This is a genomic window from Isoptericola sp. NPDC060185, assembly GCF_042728595.1.
GTDB lineage: Bacteria > Actinomycetota > Actinomycetes > Actinomycetales > Cellulomonadaceae > Isoptericola.
Genome location: NZ_JBHWYY010000093.1, coordinates 1 through 15935 on the forward strand (window position 1 = coordinate 1; position 15935 = coordinate 15935).

The following is a 15935-nucleotide window of genomic DNA, read 5'->3' on the forward strand; positions in this document are numbered from 1 at the left end:
CGTTTGGCCCTGTTTCGGTCGCGAAACAGGGCCAAACGCCCGCTCACAACACTCAGGCGAAGCGGTGGCGGTAGGCGTCCAGCAGGGTGGGGCCGTCGGTGCCGAGGCGCCACACGCTCCAGCCGTCGGCGGTGGGCGAGCCCGACGCCGCCGACGCCGCATGATCGGGGTGCCGGTAGCGCGACCCGTCGGCGAGCTCGATCGCCCCGTCCTGGTGCAGCACGGCCTCGAAGTACTGCCGGCGGCGCGGACGGGACCAGACGATCGTCGTCGGGTGCACCAGCGTGCGGGCCAGCGCGACCAGGTCCTCGTCCACCTCGTCGTCGCCCGGCACGGGCTCCCACGGCCGGGGTGCCGGCTCCGGGGACTCCCACGGCTGGCGGACGGGCTCCTGCGGCTCCCACGCCTGACGGGCCGGCTCCGGCGCCGCCCACGGCCGGTGGGCGGGCTCCGGCGGCACCGGCGAGGTCAGCGGGTCGTAGCCCGGGTCCCGGGGCGCGGGCGTCCAGCCGTCGTCGAGCGAGTCCAGCGGCGGGGCGCTCAGCCGCGGCGGGTCCAGCGGCGGCACCTGCAGACGGGGAAGGTCGTCCTCGACGCCGGACCACCGAGGCTCGGGCACCGGCAGGTCGAAGGCCGGCGCGGCGACCTCGGCGAAGGCCTGGCCCAGCCCGGCGCGCCCGGGTGCCGGCTCGTCGACCTCGGGGTGCGACGTGAAGCGGTCGGACCGCGACCGGCGGCGCGGCGGCTCCGGGACCTCGGCCGCGGCGGAGCGGCGGCTCGCCAGCGGGCGCGGCAGGTGCTCCAGCGTCGTGTCCAGGTCGTCCGGCTCCGCGTGCGGAGCGGGGGCGGGCGCGGGCGCCGGGTCCGGGGCCGGCGGCGGGCCCGCCGGCACGGGGAGCGGGCCGCTCGGCAGGCCCGCGTCGGCGCCGGACTCCGCGGTCCGGGGCCGCGCGGCGCGGCGGCGCGTGCGGGTAGGCGGGGCGGCGTCCACGTGGTCCCGCGCCGGCTGCGTCGCGGCGGGCATCTTCCCGCCGAGGGCGAGGCCGACCGCGACCCCCTCCGCGAAGGTCTCGGGGTCGACGCCGACGGGCGCGTCGGCCGCGCGCGCGTCGGCCGGTCGCGGCGCGGACGAGACGGCGTCGGTCGCGGGGACACCGAGCCCGGGCCGGGCGCTCTCCGGCGCGGACAGGCTCGGGGCCGACGGCGCGGACGCCGGGTGGATGACGAGCGGCGACACGTCGACGAAGCGGCGGCCGTCCGCGCTGTGCACGACGCCCATCTTCAGCACCTCGACCGGCATCGTCGGCTGGCGCAGGAAGTCGACGGCGTTGAGGATCTCCTCGCTCGCCTCCTGGCAGATGACGATGAGCCGCGCGCTGCTCCGGCCGGGCTGCGAGCGCGTGATCGGGACGCTGTCGTAGAACGCCGACACGTCGCGGTGGAACGCCGCCGGGCCGCCGTGGTACCGCTCGGCGAGCGCGCCGCGGGTCAGCCGGCCGGCGGCGCCGGCGTGGTCGAGGGCCCGCGTGAGGGCGGCGCGGTCCAGGTCGGCGACGAGCTCCACGACGACCGGCGACCCGGTCGCGTCGAGCGCGAGGAGGTGGGGCTCGTCCGGCCCGGCGCCGGGACTGACGGGGAAGATCTGCTCACCCAGCAGCCCGTCGATGTGACTGTCCACCACCCGGTGAGCGGTGGTGCCGACGCCCTGCGCGGTTGCTGCGGGCGACCGGTCGGGCTGGACGAGGAGGGGCCGTTGGGCGTCGACCTCGAACAGGGGCATGCAGACCACTCCTGGCTCAGATCACGGCCCGGGCGGCCGGATCCCGGCCAAGCCTACGGCCCCCGCGACGTGTCCTGTACCACAGCAGCCTCCCAGACGCGCGGCGGCGCGCGTGGACGCCCTCCGACGAGGTCGGACGGACGGTCGTCAGGCGCCGGGGCTACGCGTGCCCGGCGCCGCCGTCGTCGGCGAGCCGCTCCTCGACGCGCGCGATCTTCGCGTCCAGCTGACCGGTGTACCCGGGGCGGATGTCCGCCTTGATCACCAGCGACACGCGGTGCCCGCCCGCGCCCACGGCCTCCGTGGCGCGCTGGATCACCGGCATCACCTCGTCCCAGTCCCCCTCGATCTCGGTGAACATCGCGGTGGTGCGGGTGGGGAGCCCCGACTCGCGGACGATGCGGACGGCGGCGGCGACGGAGTCCGCGACGGACTCGCCCGCGCCGAGCGGGGCGACGGAGAAAGCGAAGACGGCCATACGCCCATTCTGCGTGCCGAACAGGCAGTTGACACCGCTATGGGGCCGCTCGGGCCCCGATACCGGTGCCAGCTGCCTGTTCGGCGCCACCGGCTGTTCGGCGGCACCGGTCCACGCACCCGGGCGGGGCCGGGGGGACCGTAGGCTCGTCGGGTGAGCACACGCGTCACCCTTCTCGCCGGCGGCGTCGGCGGCGCCCGCCTGGCGCACGGCCTCGCCCTCGCCCTGCCCGACGGCGGCGCCCCGACCGCGGACGGCGGCCTCACCGTCGTCGTGAACGTCGGCGACGACACGGAGCGGCACGGCCTGCTGGTCTCCCCCGACGTCGACACCGTCATGTACACCCTCGCCGGGCTGAACGACGAGGCCCGCGGCTGGGGGCTGACCGACGAGACGTACACGACCCTCGACCAGCTCGCGCGCCTCGGCGAGGACACCTGGTTCACGCTCGGCGACCGCGACCTGGCGACCCACGTCGTGCGGACGGCCGCGCTGCGCGACGGGCAACCGCTCGGCGCCGTGACGGCCCGGCTCGCCTCGTCCCTGGGGGTGCGGGCGCGGCTGCTGCCCGTCACCGACGACCGGCTGCGCACGCTGGTCGAGACGCCGTCGGGGCGGGTGGCGTTCCAGGAGTACTTCGTGCGGCGGCAGCACGCCGACGCCGTCCTGGGGATCGAGCTCGACGGCGTGGACGCCGCCCGGCCCGCGCCCGGGGTGCTCGACGCCGTCACGGACGCCGACCTGCTCGTCGTCGCGCCGTCCAACCCGTTCCTGTCCGTGGAGCCGGTGCTGGCCGTGGCCGGGGTGCGCGACGCCGTCCTGGCCTCGCCCGCGCGGCGCGTGGCCGTGAGCCCCATCGTGGGCGGGCAGGCGATCAAGGGCCCGGCCGCGCAGATCCTGGAGACGCTCGGGCACGAGGTGTCCGCGCTGGGCGTGGCCCGGCTCTACGCGGGCCTCGTGGACGTGATGGTCATCGACGACGCCGACGCGAACCTCGCCGGCCCGATCCGCGACCTGGGGGTGGAGGTGCTCGTCACCGACACGATCATGGGCGGGCCCGCCGGTCGCGAGCGCCTGGCCCGCGAGCTCCTCGCCCTCGGATGACGGGCGGCACCGTCGCCGTCGTGCCGCTGCGCGACGGCGTCTCCGGCAAGTCGCGGCTGGCCGCCGCGCTCGACCCCGCGGCCAGGCGGCGGCTCGTGGCGGCGCTGGCCCGGCACGTCGTCGCCGTCCTGCGGGCGTCGGACGGCGTCGACCGGGTGCTCGTGGTCACTGCGGACGTCCCGTTCGCCGTCGAGACGCTCGGACCCCACGCTCGTGTCGGCAGTTCCGGCTCGGCGCGGCAGCTCGGGCTGCCGACGCGGACCGGAACTGCCGCGCCGGGCGGGCCACCGGTCGAGATCGTGGCCCAGCCTCCCGAGCGGCCCGGGCTGAACGCGGCGCTCGACGTCGGCCGGGAGCTCGCCGTCGAGCGCGGCGCCGCGCGCCTCGTGGTCGCGCACGCCGACCTGCCGCTGCTGGGGACGGACGACGTCGCCGCCCTCCTCGCCGCGGGCGCGGCCTCCGACGACGCGCACCCCGACGACGCGGACGGCCCGGCGACCGCCGTCGTCGCGACCGACCGGCACCTCGCCGGCACCAACCTGCTCGCGCTGCCGGCCGCCGCGCCGTTCGCCTTCCGCTTCGGGGAGGGGTCGCGGGCGGCGCACGTCGCCGAGGCGGAGCGCGCCGGACTGCGGGCGGTGGTGCTGCGGCGCCCGGGCACCGCCGTCGACCTCGACACCGTGGACGACTGGGGCGAGCTGCCCCGCGCCGTCCGCGACCGCCTGCGCCGGGGGCTCGACCTCCCGCTGCCCTGACGTGTCGGCCGGGCGCCGCTCAGTTCACCGCGGCGCCGCGGTCATCACCCCATGAGCATCGAGCTGATCGAGCAGTCCACCCTGCCGGACGCCGACTTCGAGGGGTACCTCCACGGCTCCACCGTGTCCCTGATGTTCGAGCGGATCGACCGCGACGGCGCCGGCCCGCGCCTGCACCGGCACCCCTACACGGAGACGTTCGTCGTGCGGTCGGGGCGGGCGCTGTTCCGGGTGGGCGACGACGAGGTGGTCGCGGTGGGCGGCCAGATCCTCGTGGCGCCGGCGGGCACGCCGCACAAGTTCACGGTGATCGGGCCGGAGGTGTACGAGGCGATCCACGTGCACGCCAACGACCGGTTCGTCACCGAGTGGCTCGAGTGACGACCGGCCGCGGCGGGGACTGACGCGAGCACGCGTCACACGGCGTCGAGGCGCGCGCGCAGCTCCGGGTCGAGGTCGAGCTCGACGGCGCCGAGGATCTCCTCGAGCTGGGCGAGGCTGCTCGCGCCCGCGATGGGCACGACGGGCACGTCGCCGCCCATCAGCCAGGCGAGCACCACCTGGTTCGGGGTGGCGCCGATCTCGGCCGCCACCTCACGCAGCACGCGCAGCCGCTCGTGGGTGGTGGGGTGGTCGAAGCCGTCCCACAGCGGCTTGTCGTCGCGGACCAGCGCGCCCTGCATGAGCGGCGAGTAGGCGACGACGGCGAGCGGGCTGCCCGCGTCGGACGAGGCTCGCGCGTAGTCGAGCAGCTCGTACGACGCCCAGTTGTGGCGGCCGACGTCGGGCCGCGGGTAGGGGTAGGTGAGCTGCTGCTGCACCAGCCCGTAGGGCGCGACGCCCTGGCGGCGGGCCTCCTCGCGGGCCTCGACGACGCGGTGCAGCGCGACGTTGGAGATGCCGGCGATGCCGATGATCCCCTCCGCCTGGAGCTTGCCGAATGCGCCGACGGTCTCGGCGAGCGGGGTGTCGTAGTCGTCCACGTGCCCGTAGTAGGCATCGATGTGGTCCACGCCCAGGTGGCGCAGGCTCTCGCGCGCCTCCCAGGCGATCGTCTCCGCGCCCAGCCCCTGGTAGTTGGTGGGCGCCTCCATCTGCAGCGGCAGGTTCGGGTCCTTCTTCGCGGCGCCCGCCTTGGTGGCCAGGCGGAGCTGGTCCCGGTTCCCGCGGGCCGCGAGCCAGCGGCCGAGCAGGTCCTCGCTGTCGCGGCCGTGGCCCAGGCCCCAGGAGTTGTAGTTGTTCGCCGTGTCGAGGAAGGTGCCGCCGGCCTCGACGAAGCGGTCGAGGATCGCGAACGACGTCCTCTCGTCCGTCCGGGTGCCGAAGTACATGGTGCCGAGGCACAGGGTGCTGACGTCGAACGAGGTGGTGCCGTCACCGAGGGTGCGGTAGCGCATGGGTGCTCCTGTTCGTGGGCGCCGGCGTGGCCCGCCGGCTGACACGACCGACGCTAGGAGTCGATCGGCCCGGGTGTACCGTCCAATGACATGGCACTTGCCCAGACCAATCCGCGCCTCGCGTGGGACACCGTGCTCGACCTCGGGCACGACGACGCGCCCCTGGTCGCGCGTCTTGAGCGCGCGGTCCGGGACGCCGTCCACGCCGGGCGCGTCCCGGCCGGTGCCGCGCTGCCCCCGAGCCGTGCGCTCGCCGAGACGCTGGGCGTGTCCCGGTGGGTCGTGACGGAGGTCTACGGGCAGCTCGTCGCGGAGGGGTTCTGCGAGGCGCGTGTCGGGTCCGGCACGCGGATCGCGGCCGGCGCCGCGCGCGCCGTCCGACCGACCCCCTCCCCAGGACCGTCTGCCCGCCCTGACGCCCCGGGTGCCCGCGCACGTCTGGACCTCGCCCCCGGCGTCCCCGACCTGCGCCACGTGCCGCGCGCGGCGTGGCTGCGCGCCCTGCGCGACGCCCTCGCCGACGCCCCCGACGCCGACCTCGGCGCGCCCGACCCCGCCGGCCACCCCGGCACCCGCGCGGCCCTGGCCGCCTACCTGGCGCGGGCGCGCTCCACCTGCGCGGGCGCGGACGACGTCCTCGTCACCCACGGCGCGACGGACGGCATGGCCCGGCTCGTGCGCGCGCTGAAGGCCGCCGGCCACCGCGCGCTGCTGGTCGAGGACCCGAGCTGGGGGCGCCTGCGCGACGTCGCCCGCGACGGCGGCCTCGTCCCTGTGCCCGTCCCCGTCGACGGGGGCGGCGTGGACGTGGACGCCCTCGTTGCGGCGGGCGCCCGCACGGGCGCGCGGGCCGCCCTCGTCACACCGGCCCACCAGTTCCCCACGGGAGTCGCGCTCGCGCCCGAGCGACGCGACGCGCTCGTGTCGTGGGCCCGCGCCGTCGACGGGCTGGTCGTCGAGGACGACTACGACGCCGAGTTCCGCTACGACCGGCGACCCGTGGCCGCGCTGCAGGGGCACGACCCGGGGCGTGTGGCGCTCCTCGGGTCGCTCAGCAAGACCGTCTCGCCCGCGTTCGGGCTGGGCTGGCTGGTGCTGCCGCCGCGGTGGCGCGAGCGCCTCGACGCCCGGCCCGACGGCGTGGCGCCGTCGACGGTGGACCAGCTCGCGCTGGCGCGGTTCCTGTCCGACGGCGGCTACGAGCGCCACCTGCGCGCCGCGCGGGGCCGGTTCCGCCGCCGCCGCGCCGCCCTCCTCGACGCGCTCGACGCCGCGCTCCCCGGCCTGCCTGTGAGCGGCCTCGCGGCCGGGCTGCACGTCGTCCTCGGCCTGCCCGACGGCGTCGCCGCGGCCGACGTCGTGCGGGCCGCCGCGGCGCGCGACGTCGCGGTCGCCGACGTGCGGCGCTACCGCGTCACGGCGGCGCCGCTGCCCGGCGCTCCCGCCGAGGCCCTGGTGGTCGGGTACGGGAACCTCGCCGACGCGCGGGTCGAGGAGGCGGTGGGGGCGCTCGCCGCGGCGGTCCGCTCCGTCGGGCCCTGACCGGCCGTCACCACCGCCCGCGGTGCACGACGTCCTCCAGCGGCTTGCGCCGCCGGCGCGTCGGAGAGCCCTTCGCCCCGCCGTCGGCGGGGTGCCCGACGGCCACGACGCCGGTCTGGACCCACCCGTCGGGGATGCCGAACGCCGCCCGGAACGCGGGCATCTCGCCGGCCCCGATGCCGAAGAAGCAGGCGCCGAGGCCCTCGTCGACTGCGGTCTGCAGCATGAGCAGGGAGGCCATGCCGGCGTCGACGTGCCAGTAGGGCACCGGCCAGCGCGCCTCGTCGCGGTCGGTCCAGCCCTTGTCGTCCTCGGCGTACCGGCGGAGGTAGGCCTCCTTCGAGCACAGCGCCACGACCAGCACGGGCGCGGTACGCATCCCCGCGAGCCATGCGGACATGTCGCGCTGCGACGCGTCCGGCGTCGTCGCCACCCAGAACCGCTCGCGGTCCTCCGGCTCCGTCAGCACGAGGAACGACCAGCCCTGCGAGAACCCCGCGCTGGGGGCCCGCACGGCGTTGCCCACCAGCCGCTCCACCGTCTCCGGGGCCACGGGCTCGTCCGTGAACCGCCGCACCATCCGCCGTCGTCGCACCACGTCCTGGAACTCCACGCGCCCATCCTGCCCCCGCCGAACAGGCAGTTGACACCGTGATCGGGCCCGGCGGAGCCCCATCACGGTGTCAACTGCCTGTTCGGCACCCGTCAGAGGACGAGCTCGGGCTGCAGCTTGGTCACCGTCCACACGCGCTGCTTGCGGGCGGCGAGCGTCGTGAGGGCGAGGGCGACGACGAGGACGCCGACCAGCACCGTGACGTCGCGGGAGACGGTCGCGAGGTTGCCGCCGTACAGGAGCTGGCGCAGCCCCTCGACGGCGTACGTCATGGGCATGAACTGGTGCATCGCCTTGAGCGGCTGCGGGATGGTCTGCCACGGGAACGTGCCGCCCGCGGTGACGAGCTGCACCAGCATGAGCACGAGCCCCAGGAACTGGCCCGCCGCCCCCAGCCAGACGTTCAGCGCCTGGAGGATCGCGACGAAGGTCGCCGACACCAGCACCAGGAACAGCGCGGTGAACAGCCCGTACGACGGCTGGATGTCCAGCGCGAACTTCGTCACGGCGAACATCGCCGCCACCTGCACGACGCCGATCGCGGCCGGCGTCGCCCAACCGCCCAGCGCCGTCGCGAACGCGGACCGGCCCGCCGCGAGTGCCCGCGTCGACAGCGGCCGCACCAGCAGGAACAGCACGTACGCGCCGATCCACGTGGCCAGCGACAGGAAGAACGGCGCGAGCCCGGCGCCGTAGGTGCCCGCCGACGACAGCGCCTCGTTGCGCACCTCCAGCGGGTTGCCGATGGTGGAGGCCGTGTCCTCGCGCGTCTGGTCGTCGAGGTCGGGGATCTGGCCCAGGCCCTCGGCGAGCCCGTCGCGCAGGTCCTTGATGCCGCCCTTGAGCTCCCCGGAGCCGTCCGCGAGCTTCGTCGTTCCGGCCGCCAGGTCGGCGGCCCCGTCGGAGACCTGACCCGTGCCGTCGGCCAACCGGTGCACGCCGTCGACGAGGGCGGGCGTGGCGTCGGCAAGCTGCCCGGTGCCGTCGGCCAGGCGGTCCGCGCCGTCCGCCGCCGACGCGATGCCTGCCGTGAGCTGCGGCGTCGCGCCCGCGAGCGTCGCTGCGCCGTCGGCCACCTGCCGGGACCCGTCGGCGAGCTGGCCGAGCTTGGTCGAGGCACCCTCGACCTTCGACACCGCGGCCTTCACGTCGGACCGCTGCGCGTCGAGGGCGCCGTCGACGTCGGCGCGGGTGGCGTCCAGCCGGTCGAGCGCCTGGGTGCGCAGGTCGGCGCACTGTGTCGCGAGGTCGGCGGCGTCGTCCGGCACCTGCGCGCAGAGGTCGGCGAGCTGCTGGTCGAGGTCCGCGCGCCCCTGGTCCAGGGCGTCCGCCGCGTCGGAGCGGGCGCCGTCGAGGGTGGGCAGCACCTGCCCCGCGGCGTCCGCGGCCTCGCGGCCGTACTGCGCGACCTGCGCGTTGCCGTCGGCCACCTGCGCCGCGCCGTCGGACAGCTTCTTCGTCTGGGCGGGCAGGTCCGCGGTCTTGTCCTGCAGCGTCCCGAGCCCGGACGCGAGCTGTCCCGCGCCGTCGTCGAGCTGCCCGACCGCCGACGCCAGGGTGCCGACCTTGCCGTCGAGCGTCGCGGCGCCGTCCGCCGCCTGCTGCGCGCCGTCGGCGAGCGTGTGCGCGCCGTCGTCGGCGTCCGCGAGGCCGTCGTCGAGCGTCGTGGCGCCCTTCAGCAGCTTCTGCGCGCCGTCCACCGCGTCCGCGAGATTGGTGTGGATGGACGCGAAGCCGCGCAGGAACGTGTCCGCCGCCTCCGTGCCGACCTCCTCCGCGATGGAGTCGCGCACCTTGCCCACGATCGTGTCCGAGATGGTGCCCGCGAGGTAGTTGTTCGCGTCGTTGGTGATGAGCGTGAGGCTGGCCTGCTGCGGCTCGAACTCCCCCGCCGACGCCAGGTCGGCCGAGAACGTCGGCCCGATGATGAGCGCCGCGTCGTAGCGCCCGGAGCGCACGCCCGCCTCCGCGTCCGCCTGGGACGTCTCGACCCAGCCGAACCCGCCGTCGTCGAGCAGCTGGTCCGCGACGTCGCGGCCGAAGTCCCGCTCGGTCTTCTCGCCCGTCTCCGCGTCCGTCGTGGTGGTGCCCTCGTCCTGCACGACGACGGCCGCTGGTACCTGCTCGAGCTGCCCGTACGGGTCGTGGTTGGCGAACAGGTACAGCCCCGCGTACAGCGTGGGGATGAGCGCCATCGCGAGGATGGCGAGCTTGGGGAGCCGCCCGGCCGCGAGGCGCTTGAGCTCCGAGAGCGCGAGCCGGACCGCGGTCATCGGGCCTCCTCCTGGGTCTCGTCGGTGGGTGCGTCGTCGGTGGGTGCGCCGTCGCTCGGTGCCGCGACCAGGGTGTCGTGGATGGGCGTGTCGCGGATGGGCGTGTCGTGGATGGGCGTGTCGTCCGCGGCCGCCTCGGGCGCCTCGTCGACGTCCTCCTCGGCGCGCGGGTCCGGGTCGGGCGACGGCTCCAGCTCGTCCTCGATCTCGAGGTCGCCGTCCTCATCCGGCTCGGGCTCGGGCGCGGGCGCGGGCACGACCGCGGGCACGACCGCGGGCACGACGGCGGTCGCCTCCGCGAGTGACGCCGCGGGCAGCGCGAGGGTCTCGTCGTCGGACGGCGCCGGAGCCTCGGGCGGCGCGCCGGGCGTCTCGCGCAGCACGACCTGCGGCGGCTCGTGGATGCTCTGCCCGCGCGCGGGCGGCAGGTCGGCGCCGAGCTCGCGGGCCGAGGACCGCGTGCACTGGACCAGCACGCCGAGGCCGGACGCGGCGAGCGCGCGGGCCGTCTCCCACCACCCGGCGGGCTCGCCGCCGTGCCGGTCGGGCAGCGTCAGCACGACGAACCGCACGTCCGGGTTCTCGGCGGCCAGGGCCGCGAGGACGGCGGTGCGCACGGCGCCCGCGAGCTGGTCCACGCGGCGGCCGCGCTCCTCGGCGAGGGAGCGTTCCTCGAGCCAGCGGGTCACGTCGCGCGGCAGGGAGCGGCGACCGGCCAGGGCGAGGCCCTCGGCCACGACGTCGGCCAGGGACAGGGCGTCGTCGGGCTCGCTGATGCCCGGGACGTCGACGACGGCGGTGACCGCGCGCAGCGCGGACGGCGGCAGGGCGGCGCCGTCGAGGCGCACAGCACCGTCGGACGGCGCGAACCTGCCGGTCGCGACGAGCGCGAGCGCGGTGTGCCCGTGCCCGGGCTCGCCGGCCACGAGGAGGCACTCCCCCGTGGACCAGGCGAGGTCGGTGGCCTCCAGCATCGGCTCGCGCCGGCCCTCGACCCGCACCCCGCTCAGCGTGATCTGCACCCCTGCTCCTGTCCCGCCGCACGCGACGCACTGTTGACCTGCGATCAACAACTGTACGACCAGTGTTGACTACTGGTCAATAACGACGTAGAACTGTGGTCATGCCCTCCGCCGACCCGCGCCCCCGGACCCGTCGCGAGCCGTCCGACCGGCGTCGCGAGCTGCTCGACGTGGCCACGAAGGCCGCCGCCGAGGACGGGCTGGACTCCTTGACGCCCGCGTCGGTGGGCGCGCGCGCCGGGGCGTCCAAGGCGCTGGTCTTCCACTACTTCGGCTCGACGGCGGGGCTGCGGCGCACGGTCGCGCTCGAGGCGGTGGCCGACCTCGAGCAGACCCTCCTGACACCCGACGATCGTCCCCTCGCCGAGCGCCCGGCGCACGCGATGGGCCTGTTCCTGGGGTCGGTGACCGCGCACCGGCGGGTGTGGGAGGACATCTGGCGCGGCGCGCTCGCCGGCGACGACGTCACCGAGGACGCCCTGCAGCGCGTCCGGTCGGCGCTGGTCGAGCGCATGACGGCCACCGCCGGCGTCATCGGCTTCACCCCCAGCGGGCGGCTGCAGCTGCTGGCTCGCGGGTGGGTGGCGCTGGTCGAGAACGTCACCGCCGCCTGGCTGGGCGGCAGCGGCATCACGCGCGAGGAGCTGGAGCAGCTGCTGCTGCAGTCGCTCGTGGTGCTGGTGCCCGAGCTGCCCGAGCCCGCCCGGTCCGGCGTCCTCGCGATCACCCGCCGGACGGACGCGTAGCGGTCAGAGCCGCTCGGCGATGACCTCCACGAGGGCCTTACCGCCCACGCCCTCGAGCTGCAGCGCCTGGGTGCGGCAGGAGAAGCCGTCGGCGATGTACTCCGTGCCCTCGGCGCGCTCGCGCAGCGCGGGCAGCAGCGCGTTCTCGGCCACGGCCACCGACACGTCGTAGTGGCCCTTCTGCATGCCGAAGTTCCCAGCCAGGCCGCAGCAGCCGGCCAGCACCTTGATGTCGGCGCCCGCGGCGCGCAGCAGCGCCTCGTCGGCGGAGAAGCCCATCACCGCGTGCTGGTGGCAGTGCGGCTGCACGACGGCGGTGACGTCCGACAGGTCGGGCACCTGCCACGCGGCGTCGGGGGCCGTGTCCGGGGAGGTCAGCAGCTCCGCCAGCGTGCGGGTGGCGTCGGCCACGGCCTGGGCGCGCGGGTCGTCGGGGAACAGGTCGAGCAGGTCGGAGCGCAGCACCGCGGTGCACGACGGCTCCAGCCCCAGGATCGGGATGCCGTTCACGGCGTACGGGCCGAGCACCGACAGCAGCTGCGACAGGCGGCGGCGCGCGCCGTCGAGCTGTCCCGTCGAGATCCAGGTGAGGCCGCAGCACGCCTGCTGGTCGGGCACGATGACGTCGTAGCCGGCGTCGGTCAGCACCTTCACCGCGGCCTGCGGCACGGACGGCGCGAGCGCGTCGCTGAACGAGTCCGCCCAGAGCACGACCTTCGGCCGCTCCCGGTCGGGCAGGTCTCCCGGCTTCTGGCCGGCGCCCAGGCCGGGCACGCCGTGCGACGCCCAGCCGCGCTTCCACCAGGTACGGAACGGGATCTCGGCGAACTGCGGCACCTGTCGCCGGGTGTCCATGCCGCCGGCCCACAGCACCGCCTTGGCGATCCACGGGACGCCGAGCAGACCGTTGACGAACCGCGGCATCCCGCCGGCCAGGCGCGCCCACCGCGGTAGCCACCCGAGGGCGTAGTGGTCCACCGGGCGGAGCTTGCCCTTGTACGTCCGGTGCAGCACCTCGGACTTGTACTGCGCCATGTCGACGCCCGCCGGGCAGTCCGACGAGCACGCCTTGCAGCTCAGGCAGAGGTCGAGCGACTCGCGCACCTCCGGCGCGGTCAGCCCGCCCACGAGGGTGCCGTTCACCGCCTCCTGGAGCACGCGCGCGCGGCCGCGGGTGACGTCCTTCTCGTCCTTCGTCGCCTGGTAGCTGGGGCACATGAACCCGCCGGAGGCCTGGTTGTCGGCCCGGCACTTGCCGACGCCGACGCAGCGGTGCACGGCCGTCGTGAGGTCGTGGTGGTCGTGCGTGAAGGCGAAGCCGAGGTGGCCCGTCTTCTTCGCGACGCCGCGCAGCGGGCCCGAGCCGGCGAGGCCCCGCTCCCCCAGCGGCGCCGTCGACGGCACCGAGGTCGCGGCCGGGCGGCGCAGGTCGGCGTCCACCGCGGCGGGGTGCACCACGACGCCCGGGTTGAGCAGGTCCTCGGGGTCGAAGAGCGCCTTGACCTGCTCCATCAGCCGGATCGCCTCGGGCGAGTACATCAGCGGCAGCAGCTCGGAGCGCGCGCGGCCGTCGCCGTGCTCCCCCGAGAGCGAGCCCCCGTGGTACGCGACCAGGCGCGCGGCGTCGGTCATGAACGTGCGCAGCACCGAGCCCGAGGTCTCCAGCGGGATGTCGATGCGCAGGTGCACGCAGCCGTCCCCGAAGTGCCCGTAGGGCAGGCCGTCGACGCCGTAGCGCTCCATGAGCTGCTCGAGGTCGCGCAGGTACGCGCCGAGCCGCTCGGGCGGCACGGCCGAGTCCTCCCAGCCGGGCCACGCCTGCTCCCCCGCCGGGGTACGGCCGGCGAGCCCCGCGCCGTCGGCCCGGATCTGCCACATCTTGGTGGCGTCGGGGCCGGCGGGCAGCACCAGCGACGCCAGGGCGGACGACGACGTCACGATCGCCTCGGCCCGCGCGCTCGCCTCGTCCTGGCTCGCGCCGCCGACCTCGATCATCAGCCAGCCCGCGCCCTCGGGCAGGGCCGGCACCGCCGACTCCCCCTTGGCGCGCTTCACGACGTCGACGAGCCGCGCGTCCAGGCCCTCGATCGCGAGCGGCTTGTGGGCCAGCAGGTGCGGGACGTCGTCGGCCGCCGACGGCATGTCGGGGTAGCCGAGCACGACGAGCGTCGGCGCCGTGGGCACGGGCACCATGCGCAGCGTGGCGCCGAGCACCGTGACGAGCGTGCCCTCGGTGCCCACCAGCGCCTTGGCGAGGTCGGACCCGTTCTCCGGCAGCAGGTGCTCCAGCGAGTACCCCGACACCTGGCGCCCGAACCGGCCGAACTGCGTGCGGATGAGCGCGAGGTTCTCGCGCACGAGCTCCGCCAGGCCCGGCACGGCGGCGAACGTGGCGTCGCCGCGGCCCGCGGTGAAGCGGCGGCCACGGCCGTCGACGACGTCGAGCTCCACCACGTTGTCGGCGGTGCGGCCGTACGCCACGGCGTGCGGGCCGCAGGCGTTGTTGCCGATCATGCCGCCGAGGGTCGCGCGGTTCTGCGTGGACGGGTCGGGGCCGAACCGGAGGCCGTGGGCCGCGCCCGCGCGCTGGAGCGTGGACATCACGGTGCCCGGCTCGACGACGGCCGTGCCGGCCTCCGGGTCCACCGACACCACCTGGTTCAGGTGTCGCGAGAAGTCGAGCACCACGCCCGTGCCCACGGCGTTGCCCGCAACGGACGTCCCCGCGCCGCGCGCCGTCACCGGAATCTTCAGCTCGCGCAGCACCTCGAGGCCGCGCTCCACGTCCCGCGAGCTGCGAGGGAAGGCGACGACGTCGGGCACGACGCGGTAGTTGGACGCGTCCGTGGAGTACTCGGCCCGGCGGCGGGGGCTGGTGTCGACGTCGCCGGCGATCACCGTCCGCAGCGCCGACGCGACCGCCTCGCGGGCCTCGTCGGCCGCCTGCCGGGCCGCGCTCTCCACCTCGTCACGCGTCGGCGCGACCTGCGCGCCCTCGTCCGGCGTCGGGGTGGTGCGGGTCTCGGCTGGCACGCGCCGATTCTGCCATCGGTGCCCCGGGGCCGCCGACGCGTCCACGCCGCCCCCCCCGGCGACCCTGCCCCCTCAGCGGTCGCGCTCGGCGCGCTCGTGGGCGGCCCGCACGGCCTCGGCCTCGGCCTTCCGCGCGTCGCGCAGGGCCTTCTCGAGCTCGCGCACCTTCTTCTGGCCCTCGCGGACGCGCTTGTCGGCCTCCTTGCGCCGGGCCGCCGCCTTCTTGACCTTGGGGTCGGACGAGTAGCGCATCGCGACGGCGAGCGCCTCGGCCACGCCGGCGTCCCGGAGCGTGCTCCCGGGCGCGTCCTCCGGCTCCGGCCCTCGCTCGCCGTGGGCGGCGACGTACGCGGCGACGCCGTCGAGCGTGCGCTCGAGCCCCCAGCCGACGTCCTCCTCGTCGTCGAGCGTCCCCGTGTGGTACGACGCGTAGGCGCCGCGCTCCACGATGGGGCGCAGGAACGGGAACCGGATCTCGTCGACGAGGGCGCGCAGCAGGTCGGCGAGGCCCGGGCCGGCCGCCGCGGCGGCGTCCGTGCCCTCGGTGTTGGCCCGCCGCAGGTCCCGGTAGAGCTGGGCGGCGTTCCGGACGTACCCGTTCATGAGCAGGATGGTGGCGATCTTCTCGTCGTCGGAGAGCGCCGTGGAACGCAGCGCGCGGAGCCCCGCGTCGAGGGCGCGCAGGCTCGCCGGCGTGAGCGGGGCGCCCGTCACCGGGACGTCCAGCACCCACGAGTGGCCGCGGAACAGCTCGTACGTGAACAGCGCCCACTCACGCAGCTCGGCCCGCCAGTCCGGCGGCTCGTGCTGCGGCGGGAACTCCTGGTCGAGCGCGGCCTCCTGCATGAGCAGCAACAGGTCGTCCTTGCTCGTGACGTACCGGTACAGGGACATCGTGGTGAAGCCGAGGCTCTTGGCCACGCGGGCCATCGACAGCCCGGCCAGGCCCTCGCCGTCCGCGATCTCGACAGCGGCCTCGACGATGCGCTCGATGCTGAGCTCCCGTCGCGGCACCCGCTCGGGGCGCTCGGCCACGCCCCATGCGAGCGCGAGGCTCGGCGGGAGCTCCGGCGCGTCGGTCTCGGGCCGGTCAGCCTCGGCCAGGTCCGTCTCCGGCGTGTCCGTCATGACCTCATCATTCCAGCATCGTTGTGAGCGGGCGTTTGGCCCCGTCTCGTGGCGAGGACGGGGC

The 15935-nt window shown here is 75.9% G+C and carries 13 protein-coding genes; 5 read left to right on the top strand and 8 right to left on the bottom strand.

Annotated features, from left to right (window positions below; genetic code table 11):
- Window positions 1-52: 52 nt before the first annotated feature.
- Window positions 53-1780 (bottom strand): hypothetical protein, encoded by a 1728-nt coding sequence (locus tag ACFWDO_RS19295; RefSeq protein ID WP_380325799.1) that lies wholly within the window; start codon window positions 1778-1780, stop codon window positions 53-55.
- Window positions 1781-1940: 160 nt separating this feature from the next.
- A complete protein-coding gene (locus tag ACFWDO_RS19300; RefSeq protein WP_380325802.1) occupies window positions 1941-2258 on the bottom strand; it encodes an MTH1187 family thiamine-binding protein in 318 nt (105 codons plus the stop codon).
- A gap of 153 nt (window positions 2259-2411) precedes the next feature.
- Here ACFWDO_RS19300 and cofD point away from each other — a divergent pair, with 153 nt between their 5' ends.
- The 3 genes from cofD to ACFWDO_RS19315 are packed head-to-tail and all read left to right on the top strand — an operon-like array spanning window position 2412 to window position 4498.
- The gene (cofD, locus tag ACFWDO_RS19305; protein WP_380325805.1) at window positions 2412-3362 is read left to right on the top strand and encodes a 2-phospho-L-lactate transferase; all 951 of its coding nucleotides are present in this window, start codon (window positions 2412-2414) and stop codon (window positions 3360-3362) included.
- The gene (gene cofC / locus ACFWDO_RS19310; RefSeq protein ID WP_380325807.1) at window positions 3359-4117 is read left to right on the top strand and encodes a 2-phospho-L-lactate guanylyltransferase; all 759 of its coding nucleotides are present in this window, start codon (window positions 3359-3361) and stop codon (window positions 4115-4117) included. The genes cofD and cofC overlap by 4 nt, the downstream gene beginning before the upstream one ends.
- Window positions 4118-4168: 51 nt before the next feature.
- Complete coding sequence (locus tag ACFWDO_RS19315) at window positions 4169-4498, top strand: cupin domain-containing protein (RefSeq protein ID WP_380325810.1); 330 nt, start codon at window positions 4169-4171, stop codon at window positions 4496-4498.
- 35 nt (window positions 4499-4533) lie between these two features.
- Here ACFWDO_RS19315 and ACFWDO_RS19320 read toward each other — a convergent pair whose 3' ends face one another.
- Window positions 4534-5514, bottom strand: a complete 981-nt coding sequence (locus tag ACFWDO_RS19320; protein WP_380325813.1) for an aldo/keto reductase — start codon at window positions 5512-5514, stop codon at window positions 4534-4536.
- Window positions 5515-5604: 90 nt separating this feature from the next.
- Between ACFWDO_RS19320 and ACFWDO_RS19325 the strand changes: the two genes are divergently transcribed.
- Window positions 5605-7056: a PLP-dependent aminotransferase family protein gene (locus tag ACFWDO_RS19325; protein ID WP_380325816.1), complete on the top strand. Its 1452-nt coding sequence runs from the start codon at window positions 5605-5607 to the stop codon at window positions 7054-7056.
- A gap of 7 nt (window positions 7057-7063) precedes the next feature.
- Here ACFWDO_RS19325 and ACFWDO_RS19330 read toward each other — a convergent pair whose 3' ends face one another.
- The 3 genes from ACFWDO_RS19330 to ACFWDO_RS19340 all read right to left on the bottom strand — a co-directional run bounded on the left by ACFWDO_RS19330 (window position 7064) and on the right by ACFWDO_RS19340 (window position 10964).
- Window positions 7064-7669 (bottom strand): nitroreductase family protein, encoded by a 606-nt coding sequence (locus ACFWDO_RS19330; RefSeq protein ID WP_380325819.1) that lies wholly within the window; start codon window positions 7667-7669, stop codon window positions 7064-7066.
- 92 nt (window positions 7670-7761) lie between these two features.
- Window positions 7762-9942: a YhgE/Pip family protein gene (locus ACFWDO_RS19335; protein WP_380325714.1), complete on the bottom strand. Its 2181-nt coding sequence runs from the start codon at window positions 9940-9942 to the stop codon at window positions 7762-7764.
- A complete protein-coding gene (locus tag ACFWDO_RS19340; RefSeq protein WP_380325711.1) occupies window positions 9939-10964 on the bottom strand; it encodes a hypothetical protein in 1026 nt (341 codons plus the stop codon). The genes ACFWDO_RS19335 and ACFWDO_RS19340 overlap by 4 nt, the downstream gene beginning before the upstream one ends.
- A 101-nt stretch (window positions 10965-11065) precedes the next feature.
- On the opposite strand from ACFWDO_RS19340, the gene ACFWDO_RS19345 reads away from it, so the two are divergent.
- Complete coding sequence (locus ACFWDO_RS19345) at window positions 11066-11710, top strand: TetR/AcrR family transcriptional regulator (protein ID WP_380325708.1); 645 nt, start codon at window positions 11066-11068, stop codon at window positions 11708-11710.
- A 3-nt stretch (window positions 11711-11713) separates the two neighbouring features.
- Here ACFWDO_RS19345 and ACFWDO_RS19350 read toward each other — a convergent pair whose 3' ends face one another.
- Together ACFWDO_RS19350 and ACFWDO_RS19355 are read right to left on the bottom strand one after the other, a co-directional pair.
- Window positions 11714-14743, bottom strand: a complete 3030-nt coding sequence (locus tag ACFWDO_RS19350) for an FAD-binding and (Fe-S)-binding domain-containing protein (protein WP_380325705.1) — start codon at window positions 14741-14743, stop codon at window positions 11714-11716.
- 72 nt (window positions 14744-14815) lie between these two features.
- On the bottom strand, window positions 14816-15871 hold the full coding sequence (locus ACFWDO_RS19355) for a TetR/AcrR family transcriptional regulator (RefSeq protein ID WP_380325702.1): 1056 nt from the start codon (window positions 15869-15871) through the stop codon (window positions 14816-14818).
- Window positions 15872-15935: the final 64 nt, after the last annotated feature.

Bases quoted from the DNA above. Each gene is read 5' to 3' on its own strand.
- ACFWDO_RS19295 (WP_380325799.1), bottom strand. From the start codon at position 1,780: ATGCCCCTGTTCGAGGTCGACGCCCAACGGCCCCTCCTCGTCCAGCCC.
- ACFWDO_RS19300 (WP_380325802.1), bottom strand. From the start codon at position 2,258: ATGGCCGTCTTCGCTTTCTCCGTCGCCCCGCTCGGCGCGGGCGAGTCC.
- cofC (WP_380325807.1), top strand. From the start codon at position 3,359: ATGACGGGCGGCACCGTCGCCGTCGTGCCGCTGCGCGACGGCGTCTCC.
- ACFWDO_RS19315 (WP_380325810.1), top strand. From the start codon at position 4,169: ATGAGCATCGAGCTGATCGAGCAGTCCACCCTGCCGGACGCCGACTTC.
- ACFWDO_RS19320 (WP_380325813.1), bottom strand. From the start codon at position 5,514: ATGCGCTACCGCACCCTCGGTGACGGCACCACCTCGTTCGACGTCAGC.
- ACFWDO_RS19325 (WP_380325816.1), top strand. From the start codon at position 5,605: ATGGCACTTGCCCAGACCAATCCGCGCCTCGCGTGGGACACCGTGCTC.
- ACFWDO_RS19335 (WP_380325714.1), bottom strand. From the start codon at position 9,942: ATGACCGCGGTCCGGCTCGCGCTCTCGGAGCTCAAGCGCCTCGCGGCC.
- ACFWDO_RS19345 (WP_380325708.1), top strand. From the start codon at position 11,066: ATGCCCTCCGCCGACCCGCGCCCCCGGACCCGTCGCGAGCCGTCCGAC.
- ACFWDO_RS19355 (WP_380325702.1), bottom strand. From the start codon at position 15,871: ATGACGGACACGCCGGAGACGGACCTGGCCGAGGCTGACCGGCCCGAG.